The organism is Planctomicrobium stercoris, assembly GCF_051465655.1.
Lineage (GTDB): Bacteria > Planctomycetota > Planctomycetia > Planctomycetales > Planctomycetaceae > Planctomicrobium.
In genome coordinates, this window is record NZ_CP195791.1 from 2,859,342 (window position 1) to 2,885,384 (window position 26,043).

Below are 26,043 nucleotides of genomic sequence, written 5' to 3' on the forward strand. Positions count from 1 at the left end.
CGATCAGCGCGAGGGGACTTTTTGCGAGACCGTCCGTGACGTGTGAAAATCGCGGACACGATGGGCAACCCCATGGATTGAGCGATGACTGGAGTACTTCTCGATGTGGGTTCTTCCCACAATTTAATGGCTTGCTGATTCTGGGAGCAGCTTGAGTTTGCCGCAGAAGAACAGGATTCTTGTTCGGTAGTTGGCGAAGTTCCTGAATCCTCGGGCGGCGGATTTCAGGGACTGAATGATGCTGTTGAACCCTTCCGCTGCGGCGTTGCTGATCTGGTGGCGGAACCAGCTCAGGATGTTGTCGATCCGCTTTTTGATCATCTTCGCCACACGCTTGATCGGCTTGAGTCGGCAACGGATGGCCCAGCTGAACCAGGTCTGGAAGAACTCGTCCGCTTCCTCCGCACTCCGGCAGTCCCAGAACCAGCGGAACTGTTCTCGAATGGCCCACGCCCGAGCCGTCTTCAGCTGAGCACCTTTGATCTGCTCGAACTCCGCTCGCTTCTGCTCACTGAGGTTCTCCAGGTTGTAAAGCCACAACGAGCGTGTCCCCTTGAGCGTCTCGTCCTGCTCTTTCATCAGAGACTTGTGCTCGGCTCGCCGGACCTGATCGACAGCCTCGTTCAGATGCTTGGCGATGTGGAACCGGTCATGCACGACTTCTGCATCAGGAGCATGAGCATCCACGCTGTTCTGATACGCCTGCCACATGTCCATCGCCACCGCTTCGATCTGTTCCTTCTGCTCCCAGGAGAAGGTGTTCCACAGCGTGTCGGCTGCGGTTTCGTCACGTCCGGGGGAGACTTCCAGGACTCGGCTGCCATCGATGTCGGTCATGATAGACACGTAGTCCTGCCCCTTCAGAAAACTCTTCTCATCCAGGCCGACATGCCTGATGTCTGTCAGGTCTCGAGTGATCAATCCCCGTTCGACCGCTCGGTCCATAATCCGTTGCACGCTCATCCAGCTCAGCCGCAGATGAAGCCGGGCCTTCTCGATGCTGCTGGCCACCTGCAGCAGACGAACGGCAAAGGCTTCGAACACCAATGTGAACCGTCCGTGCGGCTCGGCCCAGGGGACTTCAATCGTCTTCACTCCGCAGTCGGGACACTCGGTGCGAGGGATGCGAGCGGTGAGAAGGGTCTCGAACTGCATGGTGTCCAGATGCCGCCAGGACCGCTGCGGAGCATGATCCTTCAGCGGCCGCACCGCCGAACATTCCGGACAACAGACTGCTGCTCCCGGCACATGCTCAATCTGAATCTGAACCCGCTTCTCCTCCAGCGAGAGATCGACATCCACCACCCGCCAGGACCGGTCCAGCCCCAGCAACAACCCGTAATGCTCAGAAAGTGTGTTCATGAACAACAGCTTCCAAAACTGACCACACTCCCGCCAGATTCAAACAACCTCACCCACAAAATTCCGGGAAGACCCCTCGATGTGAGGCCCCAGCGAGCTCCGCGACCTTGCAGAGGACGGCACCGGTGCTGCAAAGTGCACCCTACAGTTTCAAGTCAAAATGATATCGTGCCGGTTGATCTGAACTCACTTCAATCTCCATTCCACTCGTCGCTTCATCACGATACTTCCTGGGGATGACAACCGTCTGCTTCTTCTGAGCAACAGTCGGCGGATTGCGGGTCTCGATGGAACTCTCCCGGTTCGGATCAATCGGGGGAAATACGGTGACGCTGTAACGTCCGTATGGGACATACTTAAAATGAGCCTCTCCCTGCTCGTTGAGGTAAGCTCCTCCTCCATCCGCCGAGAGATCCACCTGCCCTTCATGCAGTGGGGCTCCCTGGTGTGAAAACGTAATGGTGATCGCCTTCCCCGGTTTGCTGGGCCGTCGTGCACAACCGTTTGCCGGTATCGTGGCCATCAGTAGAAGCGGTACCGCACGCGCCAGAATCGCGACGTGCACTCGCAAAGCTGTGCATGCAGTCATCGGCTGTGCCAGTCTGAACTTCGGACTTGATTGCCCTCGCATCGAAGAATGAATCCTCTCTTGTCACACCTGCCGAGTTCGATCCACAACGGATGCTGAAAGCCACCCGCAAATCACATTGTGTTCACCCATCGAGGTCGGGTCCTGACGAAGCGGACGACAAAATTGTCCAACTCAGGGCCACTGTGGACACACATTGAAAGTGCACTGACTTGATGTTAATAGTCCGCAACCACATTGCCGTCGTCCCGGGCACTGAGCCGCAGCAACGTGACCATGCTGACGAAATCGGACACAAACCGCACCGAACCATCGGCCAGAAGAGTATGAACTCCCCCGACGTGAAATGAGTTCAAGACGGTATTGGGGCTCGCTGGCGAACCTGCACTTGAGTGTGGCATTGTCATGGAGAAGGCATTCGGAGTATGTCGAACAGTCGTCAGTGAACTCGGAAAGGCATTGCTGTTTTCATAGCTGTTCACTTTGGAATCCGGAGTAAACAGATTGGAGTTATTGAAGACCCAGCCATGCCAGGCTCCGCGGGAGTTCGAGCTGATCTCTTTATTGTTCACGCTCCCCGACTGCTCCGCGATGATCATGACATTCGATGCTCCATCTGTAGAATCGCGCAAACTGGTCCCGCGATAGGTTGTCATGATGCCGTTATCGCACATCGCGCCATCGTAAAGAGCGCTGTTGTAGCTTGAGCAGACGTTGCTTCGGCCTGCGGGGTCGGGATACGCTCCGAGAATTCCGACATAGTCTGCAACTTGACTCGCGTAAATGTTCGCCCCCGTGGTACGTACGGAACTTGGCAGATCGGTCGCGTTCGTCAGTCCAAAAGCGCTGGATGGACAGTGATAGGTCATCACGCGCAGGGTTCTCAGTACAGGAAGAAGCGTCCCGTTCTGGGCCTGAAAAATCCCTGTGCTGAAGTCGATCTGCTGATAGGCGTTCGCATGATCCAGATAGGGGAGCAACGAAACTCGCCAGTTGGCAGCACGGGAATCAAGCGTCAAATTCCCGAAACAACCCGGCGGGAATCTGTTGTAGGTCTCGTGATAGTTATGAAGAGCCAGTCCGGTCTGCTTCAGGTTATTCTTGCACTGGGACCTGCGGGCAACTTCCCGAGCCTGCTGGACGGCGGGCAAAAGCAGAGCGACCAGCACAGCAATAATGGCGATGACAACCAGAAGTTCAATGAGTGTGAACGCGCGAGAACGGTGATTTAACTGCGGGCGTATCGAGAATTCAGGGCTGGCTGGTTGCGTAAGACTGCAAGAGAACATGTGCAAAACCCCTCTTACAAAGATGACAGAAACGACTTCCACGAGACATCAGAAACCGCCTGAAAGAGATTGCACTTTCAATGCCAAAGTCGAGGCAAGTTCGATCCTTGATTTTCATCACCGAAATTGGCGACCTGTGAAATTGCTGGTTCTCGAACTTTTCAAACACTGCACGTTTAAAGTGCAGTCAATGAGAAAACTGCCGGATTTTCTCGCCGTTTCATGCACATCACGGCAAAATGCTAAATCATAATTGTTCGATCAATCACTGTACCAACAGTGACGGATCTTGACATCAGAAGACATTACTGTCAACAGATCATTCGTGATCCTCATGACACGACTGTCCAACTCAACGCGATGAGATGAAGCCGCCTGGAGGCTGACATCTTCTTCCGCTTTTATTTTGCCGGCGGTGGAGTCTGCTTCCAGATCTGATCCAGCAAAGCAATGGTTTCATTCACCAGCACCTGCCCTCCTTCAGGGCCGATGGGAGTGCTTTGCGGAATGGCGCTGTAACCTCCGCCAGACATCGCGCGTTCTGTCGGTAAGTATGTTCCCCCGCCACAAAGCTGGATCACGAAGGTCTGAAGCGCCGGGCTGCGTGCCTTCATCTGCACGCCATAATCTGTAAACAGTTCAAAAACATTCGTGACGACTGCGACATCACCGATCCGAACCGCATGCAGTTCCATTTCGAACGGTGCTGACTCGCTTCGTTGCTGCTGTTCGAATCGCGTGACGACATCCAGGTGCCAGTCGTGTGCCCAGGTACGAGGGGTGTCCTGGATCCGTTCATAGGCCGCCTTTGCAGCTTTCGCTTCCAGCTGCGTGATGTTTCGGTAGGGAAGCTGGATTGTCTTGATCTGATGGCAGAACTCAATGTCATCGTGCCGTTCGGTCTGAACGAGCTGATAAACGTCTTCCCAGACAGCTACGATCCGATTCGCGAGGTCCTGCAACGAGTCGATTCCCCTGAGTCGTTGCATCCGGGCTTCTGCGTCCTTGCGAAACATCAGGTGAGGCGACTGGTCACCGCCCGCTCCTGTCCATGCCAGAACGTGCAGCTGCTGTCCATGTTTTTCTCGCAAGCTTTCGCGGACGGGATGCCAGAAATCCGCGTTGACGGTACTTCGGCGTTCGACCTCCTGTGAGGGGCAGGCCACATTGATCACTGTGGCGATCACCTCGTTCGCGGAATTCCAGAAGTACATCAGTTCGATTCCGTGGTCTTCCGTTCCTTCGGTCCCCCTGAAGCTGGGGTCGTTCGTTTTTCCATACATCGACGCTGTGCCGTTGTCATATACCGCTCGGCGGTTGTGCGCGATCACCGCATGCCCAAGCCCCCAGGCGACCCGTGCGGGAGTACGAGCTTCCCATGCCTGTACGATGACGTCAGCCAGCTGCTGCATCAGGAAGTCGCGATATTCTGTCGGACTCATCACACCCGATTCCGGCACCTGATAGAGCCCTTCTTCTGCGACCGGACCAGTATGCGTATGCGTGGCGTTCAACACTATTTTCGGCAGCAGGTGCTCCGGCAGCCGCCCATTCAAGGCACTTCGCACCTCGTCATAGAACTGCGTTCCTCCACGCAGGACGACCAGATCACACGACACGAAGATAGCCTGATCAATGGACTGGTCATCCTGTTTGCGGGTTTCGATCGCGACTGCCGTGGCGATGCACGGTGAGTCGACCTTCTCGGAGATTCGGGTTCCGAATTGACCATCCAGGGCAACTCGTTCGTCGGGAGTAATGCTGATACTGGCTGCGCCGACCGACAACTTTCCGGCCTCGCACGGGCCGGGGCGAGAGCAGATCGCACAGGCGAGCATGGCTGTCAGCCCATGACGCCAGGTCCAGTTTGTGACAAGGACTCTGACACACCTTAAGAGACCCAAAGACATGGTGTTCTTTCTATTGAAATTCCTGGTTCACTCGACAAAGGCAGGAACTGAAGCGTCTCCTGAGCGTGATGAAAAATCAGCCTCGCCCGGGAAGTTACTCGTTGAGCTGAAGGAACTGAATCAGATCTGCCAGTTCCTGTGGATTGATCGTCTTGATGAAGCCCTCAGGCATCAGGCTTTTGTTTGTTGAACGCAGCTCGTCAATTTCGGTTCGCAACACAGGGGTTCGCTCCGCTTTCGCTTTCAGCAACGTCAGACTGCTTTCCGTATCAGCCTCAATGATCCCGGAGAGGATGCGTCCATCGTTCAATGCCACCGTGTAGTTGAGGTAACGGGGTTCGACTGCCTTGTTCGGACTGAGAATCGCATCCACGAGGGTCTCCAGAGTTCGACCGGTCAAAGAACTCAAGTTCGGTCCGACAGCCTGTCCTTCTTCTCGGAACTGATGGCAGTCTGCACAGTGTTTCTGGAAGATGATTTTACCGCGCGTGGCTTCTCCGTTGTGCTGCTTGATGTTATTTACAATCTCTTGCAGCGACTCGGTCGACGAACCGTTTAACTGAAATCGCTGCTCAAGTTCATTGGCAATGTTCGCGGTGCTGTTTAACAGGAACTGCTGCTGCAGTGCGAGCGAGACTTCTCCGGGAGCGATTTCTTTCTGGTCGATGGCCTTTAAAAACCGGAGGTACCATCCCGGCTGCGATGCCCATGTCTCCAGTGCCAGGCTCCGCACACTCGGCGCGTATCCTGACCACCCACTCAGTAACAATTCGGCATAACCGGAGTCGGGCTGCGAACCGAGATGCCTGAACAGTGCCTGTGCCAGTATCGCCGAAGGGTTTTGGCTGAGCAGCTGGCGAGTTAAAGTCCGGTCCTCCTCGATCGTCTGGGAACGACGAAAGAGCGACAGCGTGCAGGCTGCGCGAATTGCCTCAGGCTGATCCGCCTGAGAAAGCAATAACGTTGCTGACTGGCACAACCGTGAAACGGTCGCAGAATCCAATAACGATCTGGCAGCCGAGGCCGCCGGCTCCCGTTCGATGATGTCCATCAGGAGAATAGCCCGGGCCACTTCTTCGGGAGTCTGCCGGTCAGGCCGCAGAGCGGCTTTGACCGGTTCGAGGTGTCCAAACGCGAGTGATTGGCGAATGAGCAGGCTGTAACGTGCCTGATCCGCCGGGGATTTCAGGCTCATCCCGTCTGCTGCTGCCATGACCGTTGCGATATTCTCTCGATTCAGTGAGCTGAGCAATGCTCCCTGAAGGAATGAATCGTCCAGTTCAGTTGTCGTCCACAAGCGGGCCAGCGCGTCATGAATGACGGGATTGTTCCACTCGCCAAGTGAACACGCCACCTGCAGTCGAACGATGGCGTTCTGGTCTGAGGCAAGTTCGGAGATTCGCTGCAGCAATTCCGGACTCGGCGAGTCGATCGTCTCGGCCAGGATCAGTCCGTGACGCCGGACATCCTCGGATGGGTTCCTGAGCATGGTGATCACATCTTCTGAGTCAAGCACCTCCAGTGAATTCAACACATAAGCTGCGTGAAGCGTTGTCGGGACGCTTTTCGAATCCAGGAGTAGCTTCTGAAGAGCCGGAATCGTTGACTTTTCGTGCAGATCGACGAGCCGACGATGTGCCGAATCCCGGACCCAGCTGTTGGTGCCAGTCAGCAGTTCCACGAGTTCTGCAGGAGACGCATGGAGAATGTCGGGGACCGATCGGGCCGGTCCTTCGCTGGGGAGCAGACGGAAAATTCGCCCACGTCCATCCCCCAGCCTGAGATGCTGCATCATTTCTTCTTTCGCATCTCCGGTGACCCATTCCGGATGCTCGATGATGTAGCGATACATGTCGACAATCCACAGGGCACCGTCCGGGCCGGTTCGAACCATCACCGGTCGGCACCACGGATCGGCCGATGCCAGAAAATCAAGTTCGTCCCCCGTTGCATCACGGTTCATCAGGAACGTCGATCCGGAGCGGGTGAGCAGATTGTGCTGCACCAGATGATGCACCGGATCGCAGGTGAATGCGTGAGTAACGCCCTCCCCCAGCGGAAGCAGATTGTCGCGGTAAATCATGCCTGAACAGGCTGACGTAAACCGTCCCACATGGGCCTGTGACGTCGGTCCGGAACCATTGACTGCAACCGGGTAAAGACGGGGATTCGCTTTGCTGAGGAGCTGACGGGCCTCAGGGGTTGGAACGTGGGGGTTTCTTCGCAAGTAGCGATCTTCGAGAACATAGTGCCACAGCGGGAAACTGTTTTGAACTCCAAACCAGTTGCCGACATCATCACTGTTGCGACCGAATTGAGAAGGACCTGGGAGAGGCTCGATCTCACCGGTCGCGGGCCGAAATCGAAAGTCGCGGCTTCCAATCACCAACTCTTCACCAGTCATGTGAGAACGGATGCGGCTGACCTTTCCATAATTGGCATCGTGGCTTCCACTGGCGCAGTGCAGCCAGCCATCCAGCCCCCACCGGAGTCCATTCATTCGCAGCTGCTGGTTTCCTTCCTGAAACCCACTAAAGAGAACCTTTCGAACGTCACACCGGCCATCGCCGTCGACATCTTCCGCGTAGAAAATTTCGGGGGCGGCCGTCACGATCACGCCGTTCCCCCAGGCCACGATTCCTGTCGGGAAATTCACTCCATCCAGGAACGGCGTTGAAGCGTCATAATGGCCGTCACCATCGAGGTCGCGGAGAAAGCAGATGCGGCCACCCCGTCTGCCGTGACCATCCAGTCCGAGTGGATAGTCGGCCATCTCGGCGACCCATAGTTTACCATCCAGTCCCCAGTCGATCGCCACTGGATCCCTCACCAGCGGCTCGTTTGCAGCGACTTCGATACGGTAGCCAGGTCGAACGGACCATGCATTCCGACTCATTTCCGGACTGAGCGCTGGCACCGGCGCGGTCGACTCATCCGCAGCCGAAGAGCTGGACAACTCTGAATCGGTGACTGCTTCCGGAAGTGGCATCAATTCGATGTTGCGGTAGCACAGCTCTGCCCCTTCACATTGCAATGCGAGTCGTCCGGCATCGAGCGGCTTGAACTCTTCATTCGGTCCAATTGGCGCGCTCATATTCACGACGTAGTTGCAGACTTCCCCGTTGACGAGATAAACAGCGGAAGTCCCTCGAACAATGACTTCGACCGTATTCCAGCCATCGTGTTCCAATGTCTTGTTTTTGATAATGCGAGAGCCCCGGCGCGGCCGGTAGAAACGGGTCAAAGTGGAAACCTGAGGAGCGAATGTCGTCTCTTGATTGGACAGATCAATCGGTACGTCACCCGCTGTAAAGACGAGATAATTGTCCCCCACGTCTCCTTCCTGAACCTGGCATTCCACACTCATTGGCCAGATGGCTTCCGGCCCGATGACATGGAACAACAGTCCGGCATCACGGATCTGATCTGCGCGAGGGGCGAATTTCTTTTCGCCCCACTTGAAGTCGAATCGAAACCGGTAGTGTGAATAAGAGCCGTCGCTGAGGAGCACACCAAAGGGCATCTTCTTGCCTGCCGGAGTATCCTTGTAAACGTGGATGACGCCATCGACAGCCTGAAAGATCGATTCCGGATCTTCCCCCGGTGCGGCATTCTGCAGGACGACCTTCCAGCCATCGAGATTCTGCCCGTTGAAGAGCGGCTTCCACACCTGCCCCGCAGAATCTCTGACTGCCTGAGAGTAAAACGCCTCGCTTGATGGAACACAGACATCATGGACGAGTTCAGCGGCTTTAATCGGAGAGAGGAAGGACGTGACCTGTGAGACCGCGACTGCTGCCGAGAACACAATAGCCCGGGAATACAGCGTGACATCAATGGGGAAGACCAGACGAGACTTGATCATGGACGTTCTTCCGAATGGTGTTTTTGTGTGACGCGCCGGGAAGGGTTCAGGTCATCCACCCTGCTGGTGCCTGCGAAAACTCTGTCAGAGCCAGGGGCGAAAACTCTTCGCGGGACCATGCGCTGTTGTTGCCAGATCGACTGACCCCAAAGCCGAAGTCAGAAATACAAAACCGCAAGCGACAAATTCATGGAATGCTCAAGGTGCTGCCGCATGACATTGCTGGCAACAACCGGATCTCTTGATTGCAAACCCTCGTAAACTTCAATGTGCTTCTGACCGGGAATCTCAGCGCTTCTGGCTTCGGTCTGATCCAGCGAAACAAGTCTGTCGAGCAGCGGCAGTAAAGTCTCGCGGATTTGCGGCACCCCTGCACATTCAGCAAGAGCCAGATGAAATTGAATATCCGCCGCGCGGCACAACTCCAGGCGATCACCTTCCGCAAAAAGACTATCAACTTTCACTGCGAGGCTCTCCAGCACCGAAAGCTGAATATCGTCCGCACGCACCGCACACTGCCGGGCCACTTCACATTCCAGAGCGATTCGCAATGTGAAATCCCCCCAGACCCGCTTCAGATTTCGCGGAATGACCCGGGCCCCAGCTTTTCCTTCCAACTCGACGAGCCCTTCCGCAGCTAACGCTTTAATGGCCTCGGAAACGGCATTGATTCCAGTTCCGAACTGCGACGCCAACGGACGAAGCGTCAGCCTCGAATCGGCCGGCAGATGCCCACTGAGTATTTTGGAACGTAAGTCGAGGAAGACTCGTTGCGCCTTGACCGCCTGAGGGGCAATCTTTCCCAGGATCTGTTTGGAAGGGGAACGCTTTGCCATTGAACTAGCCGTTCGTAGGAGGCTGGTCTTCGGGGGTGGTCGAGGGACGCCCCAGCACGCTTGTGCACGGACAGTGTACCAACACTGATTGCAACATGCAATTGATGTTCTGTCATGGGCAGGTCTTCACGACAGCGACTCGTTCAACCTGGCTGCGCCCGCCGGGGCGATACGCTTATCTGGCGGAACTGCAGTGGCTCGTCCTGTGAGGCACTGCCCGCGTCGATACGGGGCGGACAGGCTTTCAGGCAGATGTTGAGCCGACCGTGGAGGAGAGCCGTTTTTGGCTGTCTTTGCACGCGCTCACGAGTCTGGAGACATGGGCATTCGGCCCGGGGGTCGCTCTTCCCGAGTCATTGAGAAGGCCAGGCTGGAATTTCGAATGCGGCTTCCGTGTGATCCTCCTCCAGGGATCACCTCATCGCCGATTTCAAAGAAGAGCAGCAACGCCATGAGGCGGTTTCATAACTGGGAGGGCGAGGCTCCCGCCGAGCCTCAAACCAGTGAACGTGTGGTCTTTTATGCGGCTCAGCAGGAGCTTCGCCCTCCCGAATCGCGATCGCAAAGGGTTATGAAACCAGCTCATGGAGCTTCGTCAGCTCCAGGGCTGAGAAGCATTGCGAATTTGAATTGAACATTGTGCTGGCGAATCACGAGACGACCGCCGCTTCGCTCGCTCACTTCATCTGGAGTCAGTGAGCAAGTTGAGCCGCTTTGTTTATGCCGGGAGCACCGGGATCCGGTCGAACGTTTCCAGCGCATCGCGGAGGCTGTTTTCAATGTGCTCCTCCATTTGCCGTCGGGCCTGTTCGACATCCTGCTGCTGAAGAGCGCGAAGGATCCCAGCATGTGAGTGCAGCACGGTATTCAGATGTCGTTCATCCCGTCGGTGGCTTTGGTCCCCGAAAGCCCGATTGCGCATCTGGACATCATTGTAAATCTTGATCGCGGTCTGATTGTCGGCTGCGTGGAAGATCACCAGGTGAAAATCGAGGTCGGCCGACAGGAAGCGGTGGAGTTCTTCCCCTTCCAGTGTCGGAGCGCCGTCTGCCCGGAACCGGGCGACATGGTCGTGCATCTGCTGGTACAATTCAGAAAGACGGGCGAGATGTTCATGGTTCAATCGCGGCACGGCCTTGGAAATTGCCTGAATCTCCAGCGCCATTCGGACATCGTAGATCTCGGCGATCTCCCGTCGCCCGGGCTTTGAGACGTAGGTCCCGCTCTGGGGAACCTGATAGAGCAGCCCTTCATTCTGCAGCTGGCGGATCGCTTCCCTGACAGGTGTCCGGCTGACTCCCAGCTCCTTGGCGAGTCTGGTTTCAGAGATTTTCATTCCAGCGGAAATCCGCTGGTCGTAGACCATCTCCCGAATGCGATCATAGGCGATCTGGCTAAGAGCAATGGTGGACATGAGCGTTCTGTTCCGACCGGGACTTGAATCAGGATGATGTGGGGCGATGTGCGGAGCGGTCTCCCACACAGGTATACCAGTTTCCAGAATGTGTGTCTTCCGTTGTTCTGAAAATGGGGGGATCGCTGGGAGCGCTTTCGCGTGGTTTTAGCAGTTTTATCCCGATTCATTGGGGACTCCAGGTGAAGGACTCTTGCATTGCTGTTGATTTATGTGTAGAAGGTCTGGTATACTAGTTTTTGTCGTGAAAAATTGCTGCTCCCCCACCCGAACGCCCGCTTTCACGTCCGGCGACTGGCTTCCGGGCGAATACTTCTCGTGAAGCACGGAGATGAAATTGACTCGCACCAGGGGTGGGTGAAACTCAGCGCGTGGCTATCCGACGATGATGGGATCACCTGGACCGGCGGCCTCATTCTGGATGAACGTACCGGCGTCAGCTATCCGGATGGTTTCCAGTCGCCCGACGGCACTATCTACATTTCCTACGACCGCAATCGTGATAAAGATGGCGAGATTCTTCTTGCCCGCTTCACCGAAGAAGACATTCTTGCCAGGAAACTTGTCAGTCCCCAGGGGCGATTAAAGCAATTGATCAGTCGGCCCCTCGCGCCTCGGAATCAGGCGAAAGCCAAATAGGTCATTGCTAGTCCATTTCTTGTGAATTTCACGAACCCTGCATCTCTCAGCAAGTTGCTCGCACTTCCAACGGGTCATTCTTTTATTTTAACCAAGGACAGTTTCATGCCTCGCGAACCTCGCTGTATCTCGTTTCGTGACACTCCCGATTCAGGCGGAAGTCAGAGCCCGGTGGTTCGCTGGCGGGGATTCACTCTGATTGAACTGCTGGTGGTGATTGCGATCATCGCCGTTCTCATCGCTTTGCTGCTCCCTGCAGTGCAGCAGGCCCGTGAAGCGGCGCGCCGCAGTCAGTGCAAAAACAATCTGAAGCAGATTGGCCTGGCAATGCACAATTACCTTGATGTGCATCGAGTTTTCCCAGCTGGTGCGTTTCCAATCACAAAAGTGAATGCCTGGCCGATGTTATTGCCCTTTGTCGACAAAGTGAACGTGTGGAATCAATGGACTTTTAACATGGCAGACAGTGGCAATGATACGAATGCCACCAATTCCGCTGCAAAAAAGAGCGATTATTCCCGTTTTTGTCTGCACGACGAATCCCGGTCCCTTACCTCGAAACGAGTTCAAAATTGAAGACGTTGCTGTTGGGTTTCACTTCGACCTCCATTTCGCTTTCGGAGTGAAACCGGTCCGGCAGCGGTAACGTCATGCTCGGTGTCGTCTCCTCATTTTCCCCGCGAGATTGAACGGCGGGATTCCGAATCGTCACGGTGTGGGGCCCGAGAACGGCGCCCGGAACTTTGACCGCATATTGCATCTCATAGGCGCCGTCGGGCCGCGTGACCGAAACAGATGGGCGTCCCGCCTCAGGCTGAAACTCCACAATCGCACCGGAAACGGGCTTTCCATCCAGTGTGACCACCCCGCGGACAGGGGCGATCGATGGCCCGCTTGCGGAGCCGCAACCGGATAGCAACGGCAGGACCGCGAGAAGGTGCCAGGTCGCGCAATTGAGAGTGACCTTCATCGAATTCCCTTATGTCGATCTCTGGAAACGAAAGGCAGTTGACTTCCCCTCCCTGCCGCGGGCTGAGAAGCCTCACGTGATCGCACCGCATAGCAACGATCGAAGCGGGCCAAGACGCCACTGGACTGCTGGACTCAGAACTCTCCAATGGTTCGTCCATCGGCGATTCCGATGAGCGCTTCAAGTGTGCTGTCGATGGAGTTGCTGTTGTTCACCTGAATGTTCTGGGTGATGAACCGCACAGCCCCATCACCCAGAAGAAAGTGTGCCCCTCCGACATGGCGACTGCTGTAATTGCACTGCGTCATGGTGTCGACCCAGACCGGGTTGATGGTTTTCAGGCTGCTTCCGAACCCGGCAATCATTCCCCAGAGCCCGTCCGCCTCTCTGGGGCCGGGTCCGCCTGCATCGCCTGACCGACTTCCCCGGAGGGCATACAGGGTCCCCGCCTGCATCCCGACATCAGTTCCGGCGACCGAATTGTAATGCCGCTCCCCCACCAGGATCGTGTTGCTCAGTCCGTCGGTGATCCCGCTGAAATTCAGATTACTGTCTCGCCAGAAAGCTCCAGTCGCCCCACCGCTGCCGTTGGTCGCATCCGTTGCCCGGTTCTGCCAAATATCGCGAGTTGAATTGGATGCAACATAGTTTGACATGGCCAGTGGAATGCCGGTTCCCGCAGCATTGGTGTCATTCGTGGAAATCGCATGGCCGACAGTGGGATTCTGAACGGGTCCGGTATCCGAGGGGCAACGGAAGACAGGGTGACGAGACTGCATCGCCGCGCGGCACTGAGTGTCCGAAACCGCTTGAGCAGTTGTGCGATTGCCAACTTGAAGTAACTGATACAAGGAAGAGTACTCCAGTTGCGGAAGGATCATGGCAGACCAGGCCCAGTGCCCCACCCGGTTTGAATCTGAAGCAGGAATTGTGCGCGATCCACGTTCGTCGACGTACCCCGGAGGGAGCCTGCTGAACACGTCGTGATAGTTATGCATCGCAAGTCCAATCTGCTTGAGATTGTTCTTACATTGAGAGCGACGCGCCGCCTCCCGTGCCTGTTGAACTGCAGGCAGAAGGAGCGCGATCAGGACCGCAATAATCGCGATGACGACCAGCAGTTCGATCAGAGTAAATGCGGCAGATGCGTGAAGATTCCGGAACGATCTGTGGTTGGGAGTGAGCATGTGCAACATCCTGAACTGGTAATACCATTAGTCAATGAATGGAATTTCGGACAATCGGTTGTGAACAGAATTGAATTACGGAGCCTCTGTCAGAATTCGGAGTTGATCGATGTAATTATCAATGGCCTGCATATTCACCGTGACGGTGTGTCTGTCTTCGTGAATCTTCACGCTGTCGAATCGCTCGATTTTCCCGTCATGGGTGACCACCGAGCCGCGCGACATCCCTTTCTCCAAGACGTCTGCAGCGGAGGGGTATTCCACTCCGGAGAGACCAAAGATGCTGTCCGACTCTGCCAGGTCCCGGGTATCGAAAGTCACTCCGACAATCGGCCTGTCAAAACGGACAGTCCCTTCCAGGACTGCTCTCCCCGTCCGTAAATCACAATGCAGAAAATAGGAGGTGCACTGTGTGCCTGCGGGCAATTCGATGTCCCTCAAGTCTTCAGGGGCTGCATAAGTTGCGGGATCAGGTGGGACGACCCGAAGTGGTTTTGTCAGCGTGATCCGTTCGTGCTCACGGAATATCCGGATGCTCTGATCACTCGACAGCTTTCCTGGCATGACGGAGGCCGGTGCCTCCGGAAGATACTCCAGCTGTCCGGTCAGTTCCCGGATGCCGTACAGTCGGCTCACACACTGAAAGCAGGAAGGAGCATCACTCTCCTGGAGAACCTGCAGCACCTGTCGAGTGACCTGAGCCTGATTCTGATGAGGCTCCAACGGCACTTGAAGTTCCCTGACGTCGACCCGCACAGACTCTCCGGCCTGCACCTGGACCGGGGAGGTGCCGAGATTCGGGTTCATTGGGGAAATCGAAATCAGGCCTCGAAAGACGTGCGATTCGAAATGTCCGTCCTGAGACATCGAAACGCCAAACGTCGTCCCCAGGTCGACGACTCTCAGGTCTGATGTTACAACCGTGAATCCGACCGCTTGCTCCGGGACGGTGGCGACAATTGTTCCGTAATCAAGTTTCAGTTCGGAGAGGGAGTTGAACGTGAATCGGGCCGGTCCCTGGAGACTGCAGCGGACTCCGTTCCTCAGGCGGATTTCCCGGATCTCCTGACCGAAAGCGAGTGGGACTCCGCACTCAATGTGAAGAGACTCGCGCGTCCAGATCGACTGAGCTGTCCCTTCAGATTCGTCCTGACGCGTGTCTAGGAGCATCCGCCCGAGGATTTGGCGCGAGCGAACCGCGTCGCCCGCAATCGGGAGGGCGTTTGGGGCCGGCGCCTCGTGAAAAGCTGAAAACACTCCCAGAACCAGAATGCAGGCGGCCAGCGTCAGCCAGAAGACCCAGTGCCAGCTCACGGGGTGTTCCGATCTATCCAGAAAAGTCCCCGATTTCAGCGAGCGCACGGCTCCTTGCTGATTCCCCAGCTGGGCGTGCACCTGAAGGTGTTCCAGGTAGACCAATCGCGCCGCAGGGTCTTCCAGAAGGAGAGTTTCAAAATGCTCGAACTCTTCGCGCTCCATCTCCCCCAGAAGCATGCGTTCTGTCATATGACGGATGGACTGCCGGGAAGGAAAGTCGATCTCAGTGGGAGCCATCATCGACTCCCATTCTCTGATCGATGCATCGGGAAAGCTTCAACCGGATACGACTGATGGCCTTATGCAGCGAGTTCGGGGTCTTGCCGGAATGTTGGGCGGCGGCAGTGAGTGAGGAACCCTCCTGATAGAACGAGTTGACCAGATCGAGCTCGGATCCGCTCAATTTCTTGAGACATTGCTGCAATGCAGTCCGTCGGACGTCGAAGAGTTCTTCTGCAACGCAATGTGTCTCAAACAATTTGTCGATCAGCTGCGGGCTGAAAACGTACCTGCGGTGAGCAAACGACCGCCGATGATTTCGATACACGTTCCGGACGACGACACGTCCCCAGTGCACGAAGTTGCTTCCAGACTCATACCGGTCAAACTGCTGCCAGAGCACCAGGCTGGACTCCTGCATGATGTCATCAGCGACAGTCAGATCCGCTCCCAGCGAGACCGCATACGAGTACAACGCCCTGTAGTTCTGCGCGAGTAAAGAGACAAACTCAGCCTGACGATCAACGTTCCGTCGCGTTTGTTCGACCTCGTCCAGATCTTCAGAGACGTCTTTCATGACGAATCATTCGAATACGATACGGAATCGGGACTGAAATTCTCGGCCCTCTTTCAGTCACGCCCATTCTCAGCAGCCCACGCTATAGAATGTATGACGATCCTGGAACCTGACGTAAAATTTCATAAATTTACTCAGAACGCGTTCGGCCAAGACAATCGGCCACATAACCGATTGAAGCTACACGGGTTGTGATCCGGGCTAGGTGAAGCGTCTTGGGGAGGGGAATCAGCCGCCGCCGCAGTTCAACCAGTGCCAGAAAATCCGGACCGTCGTCGGCTGCATCGCGGTTCATCGCGAATTTCGATACGGAGATGTTGCGCAGCTTGTCCTGACCCGGGGGATGTCCAGGATCACAGGAGAACGTCTGAGTGACGTCCTCCCTCATGTACAGAAGATTGTCGCGGGAAAAGCAACTACGGGGTCGGCAACGAGGCAGAAGCGGCCATTCCGCGTCCGTTGCCAGCCTCAGCTTTGGCAGGGATTTCTGCCTGTCATCCGGTCGGAAGATCTGGCTCCGGGAATTCCATTTCCGGTATCTCATCGGAGATTCGGATTTTTCCCGGGCAGCATTTATCGAAGATGAAGCTGACAAGCGTTCCGACTGTCACCCCCACGAACAACGACACCGGCATCATCCACATAAAACTTACCCCCAGATTCAGTCCGAGCTCCGGGGAGTACGCAATTGCCACCGCGGCAGCAATGCTTGCGATCAACCCCAGCCACGCTCCTGCAGCATTCGCAAATGGAATGAACAAGGCCAGGAAGAACAGTACGAAAATCGGTGCAGTCAACAGGTTGACAATCTTAAAGCAGCGTTCAATCAGATTTCCTTGAACCATGGTGCTTAACAGACTCAATCCCACTGCAATGACTCCAATGACCCATGACAGCCGCTTCATCCGCGAGACGGAGGCGTCGGCCGCTTCCAAGCCGGAAAGAAAGTCCCGATCAAGCACCGCACATGTCGAATTGATTCCTGAAGACAAGCTCGACATGGCAGCAGAGAGAATCGCAGCGAGAACCACTCCGGAGAGTCCACTGGGCATCTCTGTCATAATGAACTTCGAGAATAAGACATCTCCGGCACTCACAACCGTCTTGCCGGCAGGGATCAGTTGTGGATGAGCGAGATAAAAACTCAGCAAGGCCACACCGGTCAATGCGAGCAACGCACCGACGATCGCTCCTGTGATGAGTGAAACCGAGAGGGTCTTCCTCGCAGCGGCAGCGTCCCGCGTCGACAAAAAACGTTGAATCACCATCTGATCGGATCCGTTGGTACAGACGTACCAGATCAACGTCGAGAACACGACGGTGCCAAATGACAGTCGGGAGGAAGGATCAAATCCCCAATTGGGTGTTGGCCAGTTTTCAGGCCAGTGGCTTGGCCACCAGGCAAGGATTCCCCCCATTTTGACGGAAATCACCCCCAGGGTCACGATGGCACCGAAAAGCATCGTGATGGATTGCACGGCATCGGTCATCACGACCGCCCGGATTCCCCCCTCCGAAGAGTAGATCACCGTCAAGATCCCCAGAATGATGCACAGCAAGGGGGTCCAACTATGCGAGAGGCTCAGCATGGGCACCAGCACCAGAGAGCTGGTGGCATAGAGAATTGTGGCCATCCACCCTAAACGAAGCAATAAGAACGCACCTGCCCCTGCTTTTCGGATTCCGATTCCGAGTCGTTTTTCTAAAATCTCATAAGCACTCGTGACGGGCTGACGCATGATCAGCGGAATTAACGCGTATCCGGCAATCAGAAACACGAGCGGATAAGCGACGAACTCGGAGAGCAACATCGGACCATTGGCGATAATTTCCCCAGGCCACGCCAGATATGTCAGGGTACTGACTAAAGTTGAAAACAGTGAGAGCCCGACCAGGACGGGGGACATCTTCCGCCCACCGACAAAGTAGTCCTCCGCGGACTGATTCTGACGCGAATAATACCACCCAATCCCGAGCATCAGCCCGGCATACATCGCCAGCACAACCCAGTCAACCCATGTCATAAGTGTCGTCTACCGTTGAATGTGTCGAAGTGTTCCCGCAACGTTAAGAGTGCGCCCGCCATCATCGGACCGGCAGAGTCGGGTCGTCGAATTGACATCGTGCTTCTGGGCTCCACACTGAAACAAGGCGATCAGCCTCCCCGACGAAAGGCGCCGCACGCTGGTGAAAGCATTCACGCTTTCGTGCGGAGCACGGTCGGTCGTATCGAAGACCAGTCCTCGTTCTTCAACGATCATTGTTCTGTGAATTACTGCGTGATGTCATTCGAGCGTTGTTTCGCGACGCACATGGGTACGACGTGCCCGTGCCTGACTTCATGGCGTTGCACGTCGTTACGGCGATCGCCCGAAAAATGCCTCAACCACAGTCGAGTTCAGCGGCGAAGCAGAAACTGCTGCCCATTCCGATTCTCCGATGACCAGTCAACCGCGACAGCCCTGCTATTTCTTCGTCCGGAAATAAAATCACATTTTATGGTGAGGTCGAATCATAGAAAAGGGAAAATGGACCACAAAATCTTCAAAAATGCCACTTAATGCGAGCGCAGCTCGAGGATGGCCTTTGAGACGACTTCGCAAAAGAGAGAAGTTGAGCGAGATGACCTGATCCGATGGTGCAAACTTCTCGTGCGAATTTCGATGCGAATTCGGCTCCGGACGTGCTGGCGAGCTCGATGTCAAAGCCTGGGAAGCACGTTTCAGCTGAGTCGACTTATTTAGACCAGTTTGGTCTATCATGTGCAGGCGATTCAGGATTTTCACCGCATGAAAGTCCATATTATCGCCTGCGGAACGTAATAGATTATTGGCAAAACCGCTCTAGAGACGAAGAACGAACTGTCTTGCTGAGGCTCGAGTGTTTCAGCGGATCTTTTTAGCGGTGTGTCTACGATCGTGACTGTCGTTGAGGGAGTCGCGACCAGGATTTCCAGATTCTCTTCTTGTTCTCGGGCTCTGTTTTCTGTTCAGGAACCGCAGCGGGTGTTCGAGGATCGACAGCGGGCCTGCCTGGGACCGGCGCTGTCAAAGGCCGTCTCGCCCCGGCATAAGGATGTTGCGAAGTCGTGTTGCGATGTTCTGAAGCAGGTTGTTCGAATGCAGCCCGCTGGATGGGGGACTGTTGCGGGGGGGCGGTCGCATTCGAGGGGGTAAGAGGCTGCTGTCCGAGCGGCTCCAGTTGGCCCGGAACCTGTGGGGGCGGAATCGTCTCGGGGGGTGGGACGTATCCGGGGTACGGAAGGCCATCATCCAGGATCGGACCGTGCATCTGATAGGCGGGCTCCCAGGGCATGTCGATTTTCTCTGCTTCAATCTGTTTGATGCGGGATTCATCCGCTTCATCCAGAAGGACGTGAGGCGTCAGAAAGATCAAAAGCTCTTTGCGGACGAGTTTCGAGCTGTCGTAGCGGAACGCCATTCCGACGACAGGAATATCGCCGAGCCAGGGGACCCGTCTGGAAACAGTCGTCTGATCACGGGTGATCATCCCTCCCAGAATGATGGTCTGCCCGTCACGGGCACTCACGACCGTCTCAGCGCTGGTGACGTCCTTCACCGGAGCCTCGATCACATTTCCGTTTGTCGCGTCTGTGAAGATCGGCACACCCGTCCCCGCTGCAAGTTGAAACGCACTCTTCTCTGCATTGACGTTCATCTGCACTAATCCATCCTGACCGATTCTCGGAAGGACCCGCAGAATGATCCCTGCCTGATCCTGGCGGATCACCGGATTGGCACTCCCGACTGCCGTCACAGCCACGCCATCGACAACGGGAACCTGCTGACCGATCTGAATCACCGCTTCGTGGTTATCCAGCGTCCGGATCTGCGGTCGGCTGAGGATGTCGATCTGATGATGCGCCGACAGAGCCCGTAACAGGACGCTGACCGATTCAGAACTCGCGGAGAGCACGAGGCCGCCGTAGCCAAGGTCCCCATTCACTCGCCCTACCCCGAGGTTGGAGAGTCCCTGGGTCCCGACGGTGGAAGGGCTGACCGTGGTGTTGTTGCCGAGAGGTTGATTGTTGAAATGAAAGCCCGGGATCGATGTTTGAGAAACAACATTCTGGTTTGTTGTCTGCGTGCCGTTCGGGCTGGTGACAGTCTGCGTTAACGTCACCAGATTATTCACTACGCTGCGATTGAAGAGGACCGAATCCTGCACGCCCACTTCCACACCAAACTCGTCGGTGTTCCCCAGCTGAACTTCCACGAGGAGAGCCTGAATGAAAACCTGCGGAGGATGACGTCCCAAGGTTATACGTTGATGGAAGCCAACTTCTCGCTGTTCTGGGGGCTGGCCCTGCAGTCCTATCAGGCCACTCTGGTTTCCGACGATACGCCGTTCGATCGGTACGCGAAGGGGAACAAGAAAGCTCTGAGTGAACAGCAGCTTCGAGGTTTGAACCTGTTCATGAATGAAGGACGCTGCATCAACTGTCACACCGGATCTGAATTCGCCGGTGGGACTGTCTCAGAAGCACGAAATGAACCGATTGAGAACATGCCGATGCAGGTCGGGACCGCGTTCTACGATAACGGTTACTACAACATCGGAGTCCGGCCGACAGGTGAAGACGTCGGCGTAGGTGGTTCGGATCCCAAGTTCGGTCCATGGGCACTTGCCCGACGGGTCCAGCAAGGTCAGAAGCCGAAGGACCTGCAGTTCTCGACTAGGATCAGTGCGAAAGACCGCATCGCTGTGGATGGAGCGTTCAAGACGCCGACACTTCGGAACGTCGAGTTGACCGGCCCGTACTTCCACAACGGCGGTCAGCGAACCCTGAAGGAAGTGGTGATGTTCTACGTTCGCCGCGGAGACTTCTTCAAAGAGAACATCGACAATCTCGATCCGGACGTCGACGGCATTCCTGATCTGCGGGGCGACGAGGATCAGATTGAAGATCTCGTGGCCTTCCTGAAAGGTTTGACTGATGAACGTGTCCGCATCCAGGCGGCACCGTTTGACCATCCGGAACTGACCATCCCCAACGGGGCGGTCGTTGACAGCGATGGCCGCTCGGTCGACAACCTTCTCACCATTCCCGAGACCGGCAAATCGGGGGGAACTCCGTTTGTCTCGTTCGAGGAACTGCTGAACTGATCGTCAACTGACCTCGGTGTTCAGGATCTTCAGGGGGAGTGCTTGACTCTCCCTGAAGATCACAACACCCGCTGAACCTCTGAGAAAGCAGCCGATTCCGAAATGCCCCTGCAGGATCACACTCTCAGTTCTCGCGATGCTCTCACCGAAGCAGGGATGGTCCCCTGCACTGTTTCCGAGAAGCTCGATGAGATTGCCGGGATCGCTGCCCGGCTGGGACTGAAGCATATCGATCTGGATGCGTTTATTGTCCAGCCGGAGCTGCTGGCAAAGTTTCCAGTACGGATGCTCTTTGAGCGTGGCCTGCTCCCGCTGACGCTCAGCGGTCGACGGGTCACGATGGCTGCATCGAATCCCTATGATCTCGAAACACCCGAACACTTAACGGCTCTCACCGGTTTCTTCATCGATATTGTTCTGGCACCTGCGGCCCAGATCGCCCGGCACCTGCGTGACTCGCTGGGAGTTGGAGGTGGAACCGTAGGCGATCTGCTCGCGGAGTCTCATGACTTCGTCGAAACATCTGACGACCAGCTGGGCGAAGACGACGCTGCGGGCTCGTCCGCTGTCATTCGTCTGGTCAATGACCTGCTCAACGACGCTGTTGAACAACGTGCGAGTGATATTCATCTGGAACCTGCTGACGACAAACTGTCCGTCCGGTTTCGAGTCGACGGGATTCTCCGTCCGCAGACGGTTCCTCCGGAAATACACCGCTTTCGCGCTTCGATCATCAGCCGCCTGAAGATCATGGGGCGGATGAACATCGCGGAACGAAGGCTTCCTCAGGATGGACGCATCAAGCTCCAGCTGCAGAACCGCGAGATCGACGTGCGTGTGTCCGTGATCCCGATGCTCGATGGCGAAGGGGTGGTCATGCGGCTTCTCGACAAATCACGCAGCCTGGTTCCGCTGGAACAGATTGAATTCCCTGCGGAGATTGCTTCGGCCTGGAACCGCCTGATCCGTCGGCCTCATGGACTTCTCCTGGTGACCGGACCGACCGGAAGCGGGAAGACGACCACGCTGTACAGCTCCCTCACCGCTATTCGTGGCCCGGCAACCAAGATTATTACCGTCGAAGATCCCGTCGAATATAACATCGCGGGGATCAATCAGATTCAGGTGCAGAGCAAGATCGACCTGACGTTTGCTGCTGGACTTCGCAGCATCCTTCGCCATGACCCCGATGTCGTCCTGATCGGCGAAATCCGGGATCGAGAAACAGCAGCCAGTGCCATTCAGGCTTCCATGACCGGTCATCTGGTCTTCAGCACGCTCCACACGAATGACTCGGTCTCTGCGTTGTCGCGACTGATCGAACTGGGTGCGGAACCGTATCTCGTCGCCAGCACCGTGGAAGGGGTCCTGGCGCAGCGACTCGTCAGAAGCCTCTGCAAGACCTGTCAGGAGCAGTATGTCTGTGACGAAGAGGAGCTCTCAGCCGACCTGATGCAGCTTCGAGGTCAGCTCATCTCGCGTGCTGTCGGGTGCCGAGACTGCTACGGCGCGGGCTATCACGGACGGATCGCGATCTTCGAACTGATGCAGATGAATCCGGTTCTACGGCAGCTGTGCATGAAACAGGCGAGCAGTCAGGAAATTCTGCAGGCCGCGTGCAGCACCGGGCTGACCACGCTTCGACAATGCGGAATCCAGCGGGTCCTCAATCGGCAGACCAGTCTCGAAGAAGTGATGCGAGTCTGTGCAGCGGATGAGAACTGGGGTGAGACCGACCCCGGCACCCCCTGACTTCCTGGCCGGTGCTTCGAAGGAAATGCAGATCAATAGACCAAATGAAAAGATTGAGACGCAGCGAAAGCTGTCTCACCCAAAAAAAATATCATGCCGCAGTATCTTTACCAGGCCATCGGATCGAACGGCGAGACCCGTGCAGGGGCAGTGACCTCCGACTCACGGAGTGACGCGTTCTCGCAACTTCAGTCGATGGGCTTTTATCCAACTCGCCTGGATGAGCAAGCAGTTGCAGGTTCGCGCAGCCGCAAAGTTCCGGCTGCGGTTCTCTCGTCGGGGTTCACGTCGCTTGCGGATCTGATGGACTCCGGGGTTCCCCTGTTGCGAGCGATCGAAGTTCTGCAGGATCAGTGTCCGCACGCCGAGTTCAAATCCATCCTGTCTCAGGTGCGACATCATGTCCGCGACGGGCGAGGACTGACATTTTCCCTGCAGCAGTATCCCCATCTCTTCGGGCCGCTGCCCATCAGCGTCATTCGCGCAGGGGAAGAAGGAGGGTTCCTCGAAGACTCATTAAGACGAGTCGCGGTGTTCACACAGCGGCAGGAGGAGCTGAAGGGAAAAGTGCTGGGGGCCATCGCTTACCCCGCGTTCTTGGCAGTGGTCGGAACAATTGTGGTTGTGGGCATGATTGTCTTCTTCGTTCCACGCTTTGAGCCGCTCTTCGCACGGCTTGAAGAGAAAGGTCAGCTGCCGTGGATGACGACCGTTCTGCTCACCACCAGTTCACTCCTGAGCAACTATGGACTCTGGATCATCGCAGGGGTGATGGGGGTCACTCTGACGGTGAAGCGATTTTGCAAAGGCCCTGTGCTGCGCCGCACGTTCGACGCTCTGTTACTGCGAATTCCCACTGCAGGTCCGATCATTCGAGGCTTTGCCATCTCACGCTTCTGCAGGGTGCTGGGAACTCTGCTCAGTCACGGTGTCCCGATGCTTCAATCTCTGGAAATCTCGCGAAATGCCACGGGGAATGTCCTGCTCAGCGAAGCCATCGCACAGGCAGCTCAGAACGTCTCCGCGGGGCATTCCCTTTCGGCGCCATTGTCTGCCAGCGGAGAGTTTCCTTCCGAAGTGGTCGAGATGATCCGGGTCGCAGAATCTTCGAATCGACTTGAATCCGTGCTGACCTCCATTGCCGAGCGACTGGAGACGCAGTTTCAGAATCGCCTGGATCTGTGGGTCAAGATGCTTGAACCAGCCATGATGCTTGTCATGGCTGCTGTGATTGGGTTTCTGGTCATTGCTCTGCTGCTTCCGGTGTTCTCCGGGAGTCAGGGGATGGTTTAACTGCTCACTTCAAGCGGCTAAACGTGATTCGACAATGTTTCTCGAGATGCCACCTCTCGAGCATTGTTAGTAACGAAACTGCGTGTTTACCCACCAGTGAATTGGAATTGAAGAAATTCCGTTCGAGCCGAAAAGGCTGCGTAGTAGAGTCACGTTGGGCTCACAATGCTCAAGCCTACAGATGCTTTCATTGCCTGGTCTGATCACCAAGAGAATTCAATATGCAGAATCGACAACAGCACCTTCGTCCCTTTCGGACTGGTTTTACCTTGATGGAGGTTCTCCTCGTGCTGGCGATCATGGGAATCATCATGTCCATGACCGTTCCGCAGCTACTGGGACGGCAGCAGCATGCCAATGTTGATGCCACGCAGATCAGCATCCGAGGGGTCGAGCAGGCCTTGAAACTGTATTCGCTGGACCACAGCGGGAGATTTCCGACGACCGAACAGGGGCTCAAGGTTCTCTACGAAACAGATCCTCGAGACCGACAATGGCGCGGCCCTTATCTGGAAGTCGAACCGCTGGATGCCTGGGGAAAGCCATTCCAGTATTCGTTCCCGGGAACGCGGAATCCTCGCGGAGCCGACATTTCATCAGCCGGCCCGGACATGACTCCTCAAACGAACGACGATATCGGCAACTGGCCGCTCGAACCCCGGTGATCCACGGGAGATGGCCTGATGAATGCACTTCGCCCAAGTCGGGAGCGGTTTGTTTTCGCTGTGAATCGGCAGGACCGCCGAGCGTTCACTCTCTTTGAACTGGTTCTCGTGCTCGGACTCATCGTCACGTTGACCGGTCTGGTTCTCCCTTCGACGAGCCTGTGGTCCAAGGATCTTGCGACGAATCAAGGGGTGGACGATCTGCGAATGGCTCTGCTTCGTCTACGCGGACAGGCGATCCGCTCCGGACGGCAGCAGGAGTTCCGATATTACGCCGGCACGAGTCGGTACCAGTTGAGTGCTTGGGTCGACGGGATGACCGTTCTCGAGGATCGCACGATCCCCGGTGGCGTTCAGTTCGAAGCATCAAGGGCTCAGAACCGACGCGCGGGCTCCGTGCTGTTCACTCCGGACGGGACAGCAACGGAAACCACCATCGCACTCACTTCCCCCAGCGGACGGTTGGTGCTGTTGACGGTCGATCGTCTGACGGCGGACGTGGAGGTGGTTGATGCGGAATAACTGGAGACACGAAGAGCGTCGATCGGCGCTTGCGAACCACCGGTCAGGCATGTCACTGCTGGAGGTTCTGCTGGCGGGGGCCATTCTGATCGTCTCGCTGGCGGCACTCGCTCATCCGGCCGCGGTCGCCGTTAAGGCGTCACTGCGGGCGGAGCAAACTGCAATCGCTTCGATGCTCGCAGTCGAATGCCTGAACGGGATTCTCTCAGGAAGCCTGGATTCCAGTTCAAATCCACAGCCGTCGAAAAGCTTTCCGGACTATTCATGGCAATCCACGATTCAACCGGCCGAGCAGGAAAATTGCGTTCGCCTCACTGTGATGATCCACGCAGCAAACCAACACGACGCCGCCCCCGTCTTCCAACTGTCTCAGGTTGTGCGGGCATCGCGGGATAATTTCTTTATGAATGGGACGAGTCAATTTTCAGAGAAAAAGAGCTCGGCATCGATGTTCACTGATGAGTCCTGGCGGCTCATGTCTCGAGGAGAAGGGACACAGCGATGACTCGT

Annotated in this window: 20 protein-coding genes and 1 pseudogene; 8 read left to right on the top strand and 13 right to left on the bottom strand. The window is 56.0% G+C overall.

What is annotated here, in order from left to right; all coding sequences use genetic code 11:
• Positions 1 to 123 precede the first annotated feature (123 nt).
• From SH661x_RS11760 to SH661x_RS11790, 7 genes are all read right to left on the bottom strand, one after another.
• Entirely contained in the window at positions 124 to 1,362 is a 1,239-nt protein-coding gene (locus SH661x_RS11760; protein ID WP_437222029.1) for an ISL3 family transposase, read from the bottom strand.
• A 142-nt stretch (positions 1,363 to 1,504) separates the two neighbouring features.
• The gene (locus SH661x_RS11765; RefSeq protein WP_437231100.1) at positions 1,505 to 1,993 is read right to left on the bottom strand and encodes a hypothetical protein; all 489 of its coding nucleotides are present in this window, start codon (positions 1,991 to 1,993) and stop codon (positions 1,505 to 1,507) included.
• Between the two features lie 176 nt (positions 1,994 to 2,169).
• Positions 2,170 to 3,240 carry a DUF1559 family PulG-like putative transporter gene (locus SH661x_RS11770; protein WP_437231101.1) on the bottom strand — a complete coding sequence of 357 codons (1,071 nt, stop codon included), beginning with the start codon at positions 3,238 to 3,240 and terminating at the stop codon, positions 2,170 to 2,172.
• Positions 3,241 to 3,641: 401 nt separating this feature from the next.
• Positions 3,642 to 5,150 (bottom strand): hypothetical protein, encoded by a 1,509-nt coding sequence (locus tag SH661x_RS11775; RefSeq protein ID WP_437231102.1) that lies wholly within the window; start codon positions 5,148 to 5,150, stop codon positions 3,642 to 3,644.
• A 94-nt stretch (positions 5,151 to 5,244) separates the two neighbouring features.
• On the bottom strand, positions 5,245 to 9,015 hold the full coding sequence (locus SH661x_RS11780) for a PVC-type heme-binding CxxCH protein (RefSeq protein ID WP_437231103.1): 3,771 nt from the start codon (positions 9,013 to 9,015) through the stop codon (positions 5,245 to 5,247).
• 158 nt (positions 9,016 to 9,173) lie between these two features.
• Positions 9,174 to 9,851: a GntR family transcriptional regulator gene (locus tag SH661x_RS11785; protein WP_437231104.1), complete on the bottom strand. Its 678-nt coding sequence runs from the start codon at positions 9,849 to 9,851 to the stop codon at positions 9,174 to 9,176.
• A gap of 718 nt (positions 9,852 to 10,569) precedes the next feature.
• Positions 10,570 to 11,265, bottom strand: coding sequence for a GntR family transcriptional regulator (locus tag SH661x_RS11790; protein WP_437231105.1), 696 nt, complete (start codon positions 11,263 to 11,265; stop codon positions 10,570 to 10,572).
• Between the two features lie 318 nt (positions 11,266 to 11,583).
• Between SH661x_RS11790 and SH661x_RS11795 the strand changes: the two genes are divergently transcribed.
• On the top strand, positions 11,584 to 11,904 hold the full coding sequence (locus tag SH661x_RS11795; RefSeq protein ID WP_437231106.1) for a sialidase family protein: 321 nt from the start codon (positions 11,584 to 11,586) through the stop codon (positions 11,902 to 11,904).
• A gap of 171 nt (positions 11,905 to 12,075) precedes the next feature.
• A pseudogene (locus SH661x_RS11800) lies at positions 12,076 to 12,360 on the top strand (type II secretion system protein); the annotation flags it as partial.
• A gap of 94 nt (positions 12,361 to 12,454) precedes the next feature.
• Here SH661x_RS11800 and SH661x_RS11805 read toward each other — a convergent pair.
• From SH661x_RS11805 to SH661x_RS11830, 6 genes are all read right to left on the bottom strand, one after another.
• Positions 12,455 to 12,874: a carboxypeptidase regulatory-like domain-containing protein gene (locus SH661x_RS11805; RefSeq protein ID WP_437231107.1), complete on the bottom strand. Its 420-nt coding sequence runs from the start codon at positions 12,872 to 12,874 to the stop codon at positions 12,455 to 12,457.
• 134 nt (positions 12,875 to 13,008) lie between these two features.
• On the bottom strand, positions 13,009 to 14,061 hold the full coding sequence (locus SH661x_RS11810) for a DUF1559 family PulG-like putative transporter (RefSeq protein WP_437231108.1): 1,053 nt from the start codon (positions 14,059 to 14,061) through the stop codon (positions 13,009 to 13,011).
• 75 nt (positions 14,062 to 14,136) lie between these two features.
• Positions 14,137 to 15,618: a FecR domain-containing protein gene (locus SH661x_RS11815; RefSeq protein ID WP_437231109.1), complete on the bottom strand. Its 1,482-nt coding sequence runs from the start codon at positions 15,616 to 15,618 to the stop codon at positions 14,137 to 14,139.
• A complete protein-coding gene (locus SH661x_RS11820; protein WP_437231110.1) occupies positions 15,602 to 16,174 on the bottom strand; it encodes a sigma-70 family RNA polymerase sigma factor in 573 nt (190 codons plus the stop codon). The genes SH661x_RS11815 and SH661x_RS11820 overlap by 17 nt, the downstream gene beginning before the upstream one ends.
• 494 nt (positions 16,175 to 16,668) lie before the next feature.
• A complete protein-coding gene (locus SH661x_RS11825; protein ID WP_437231111.1) occupies positions 16,669 to 18,198 on the bottom strand; it encodes a sodium:solute symporter family transporter in 1,530 nt (509 codons plus the stop codon).
• An 886-nt stretch (positions 18,199 to 19,084) separates the two neighbouring features.
• Positions 19,085 to 20,452: a hypothetical protein gene (locus tag SH661x_RS11830; RefSeq protein ID WP_437231112.1), complete on the bottom strand. Its 1,368-nt coding sequence runs from the start codon at positions 20,450 to 20,452 to the stop codon at positions 19,085 to 19,087.
• On the opposite strand from SH661x_RS11830, the gene SH661x_RS11835 reads away from it, so the two are divergent.
• From SH661x_RS11835 to SH661x_RS11860, 6 genes are all read left to right on the top strand, one after another.
• The gene (locus SH661x_RS11835; RefSeq protein ID WP_437231113.1) at positions 20,441 to 21,301 is read left to right on the top strand and encodes a cytochrome-c peroxidase; all 861 of its coding nucleotides are present in this window, start codon (positions 20,441 to 20,443) and stop codon (positions 21,299 to 21,301) included. The genes SH661x_RS11830 and SH661x_RS11835 overlap by 12 nt on opposite strands.
• Before the next feature lie 102 nt (positions 21,302 to 21,403).
• On the top strand, positions 21,404 to 23,053 hold the full coding sequence (locus SH661x_RS11840) for a GspE/PulE family protein (RefSeq protein WP_437231114.1): 1,650 nt from the start codon (positions 21,404 to 21,406) through the stop codon (positions 23,051 to 23,053).
• 93 nt (positions 23,054 to 23,146) lie between these two features.
• Positions 23,147 to 24,346, top strand: coding sequence for a type II secretion system F family protein (locus SH661x_RS11845; protein WP_437231115.1), 1,200 nt, complete (start codon positions 23,147 to 23,149; stop codon positions 24,344 to 24,346).
• 221 nt (positions 24,347 to 24,567) lie between these two features.
• A complete protein-coding gene (gene gspG, locus SH661x_RS11850; RefSeq protein ID WP_437231116.1) occupies positions 24,568 to 25,011 on the top strand; it encodes a type II secretion system major pseudopilin GspG in 444 nt (147 codons plus the stop codon).
• Positions 25,012 to 25,029: 18 nt separating this feature from the next.
• Positions 25,030 to 25,533, top strand: a complete 504-nt coding sequence (locus tag SH661x_RS11855; RefSeq protein ID WP_437231117.1) for a pilus assembly FimT family protein — start codon at positions 25,030 to 25,032, stop codon at positions 25,531 to 25,533.
• Positions 25,523 to 26,038 carry a type IV pilus modification PilV family protein gene (locus SH661x_RS11860; protein WP_437231118.1) on the top strand — a complete coding sequence of 172 codons (516 nt, stop codon included), beginning with the start codon at positions 25,523 to 25,525 and terminating at the stop codon, positions 26,036 to 26,038. Before SH661x_RS11855 ends, SH661x_RS11860 begins: the two co-directional genes overlap by 11 nt.
• Positions 26,039 to 26,043: the final 5 nt, after the last annotated feature.

Coding starts and splice junctions, on each gene's coding strand:
- SH661x_RS11760 (WP_437222029.1), bottom strand. CDS start 1,362: ATGAACACACTTTCTGAGCATTACGGGTTGTTGCTGGGGCTGGACCGG.
- SH661x_RS11765 (WP_437231100.1), bottom strand. CDS start 1,993: ATGCGAGGGCAATCAAGTCCGAAGTTCAGACTGGCACAGCCGATGACT.
- SH661x_RS11770 (WP_437231101.1), bottom strand. CDS start 3,240: ATGTTCTCTTGCAGTCTTACGCAACCAGCCAGCCCTGAATTCTCGATA.
- SH661x_RS11775 (WP_437231102.1), bottom strand. CDS start 5,150: ATGTCTTTGGGTCTCTTAAGGTGTGTCAGAGTCCTTGTCACAAACTGG.
- SH661x_RS11780 (WP_437231103.1), bottom strand. CDS start 9,015: ATGATCAAGTCTCGTCTGGTCTTCCCCATTGATGTCACGCTGTATTCC.
- SH661x_RS11785 (WP_437231104.1), bottom strand. CDS start 9,851: ATGGCAAAGCGTTCCCCTTCCAAACAGATCCTGGGAAAGATTGCCCCT.
- SH661x_RS11790 (WP_437231105.1), bottom strand. CDS start 11,265: ATGTCCACCATTGCTCTTAGCCAGATCGCCTATGATCGCATTCGGGAG.
- SH661x_RS11805 (WP_437231107.1), bottom strand. CDS start 12,874: ATGAAGGTCACTCTCAATTGCGCGACCTGGCACCTTCTCGCGGTCCTG.
- SH661x_RS11810 (WP_437231108.1), bottom strand. CDS start 14,061: ATGCTCACTCCCAACCACAGATCGTTCCGGAATCTTCACGCATCTGCC.
- SH661x_RS11815 (WP_437231109.1), bottom strand. CDS start 15,618: ATGATGGCTCCCACTGAGATCGACTTTCCTTCCCGGCAGTCCATCCGT.
- SH661x_RS11820 (WP_437231110.1), bottom strand. CDS start 16,174: ATGAAAGACGTCTCTGAAGATCTGGACGAGGTCGAACAAACGCGACGG.
- SH661x_RS11825 (WP_437231111.1), bottom strand. CDS start 18,198: ATGACATGGGTTGACTGGGTTGTGCTGGCGATGTATGCCGGGCTGATG.
- SH661x_RS11835 (WP_437231113.1), top strand. CDS start 20,441: ATGACGTCCCAAGGTTATACGTTGATGGAAGCCAACTTCTCGCTGTTC.
- SH661x_RS11840 (WP_437231114.1), top strand. CDS start 21,404: ATGCCCCTGCAGGATCACACTCTCAGTTCTCGCGATGCTCTCACCGAA.
- SH661x_RS11845 (WP_437231115.1), top strand. CDS start 23,147: ATGCCGCAGTATCTTTACCAGGCCATCGGATCGAACGGCGAGACCCGT.
- gspG (WP_437231116.1), top strand. CDS start 24,568: ATGCAGAATCGACAACAGCACCTTCGTCCCTTTCGGACTGGTTTTACC.
- SH661x_RS11855 (WP_437231117.1), top strand. CDS start 25,030: ATGAATGCACTTCGCCCAAGTCGGGAGCGGTTTGTTTTCGCTGTGAAT.
- SH661x_RS11860 (WP_437231118.1), top strand. CDS start 25,523: ATGCGGAATAACTGGAGACACGAAGAGCGTCGATCGGCGCTTGCGAAC.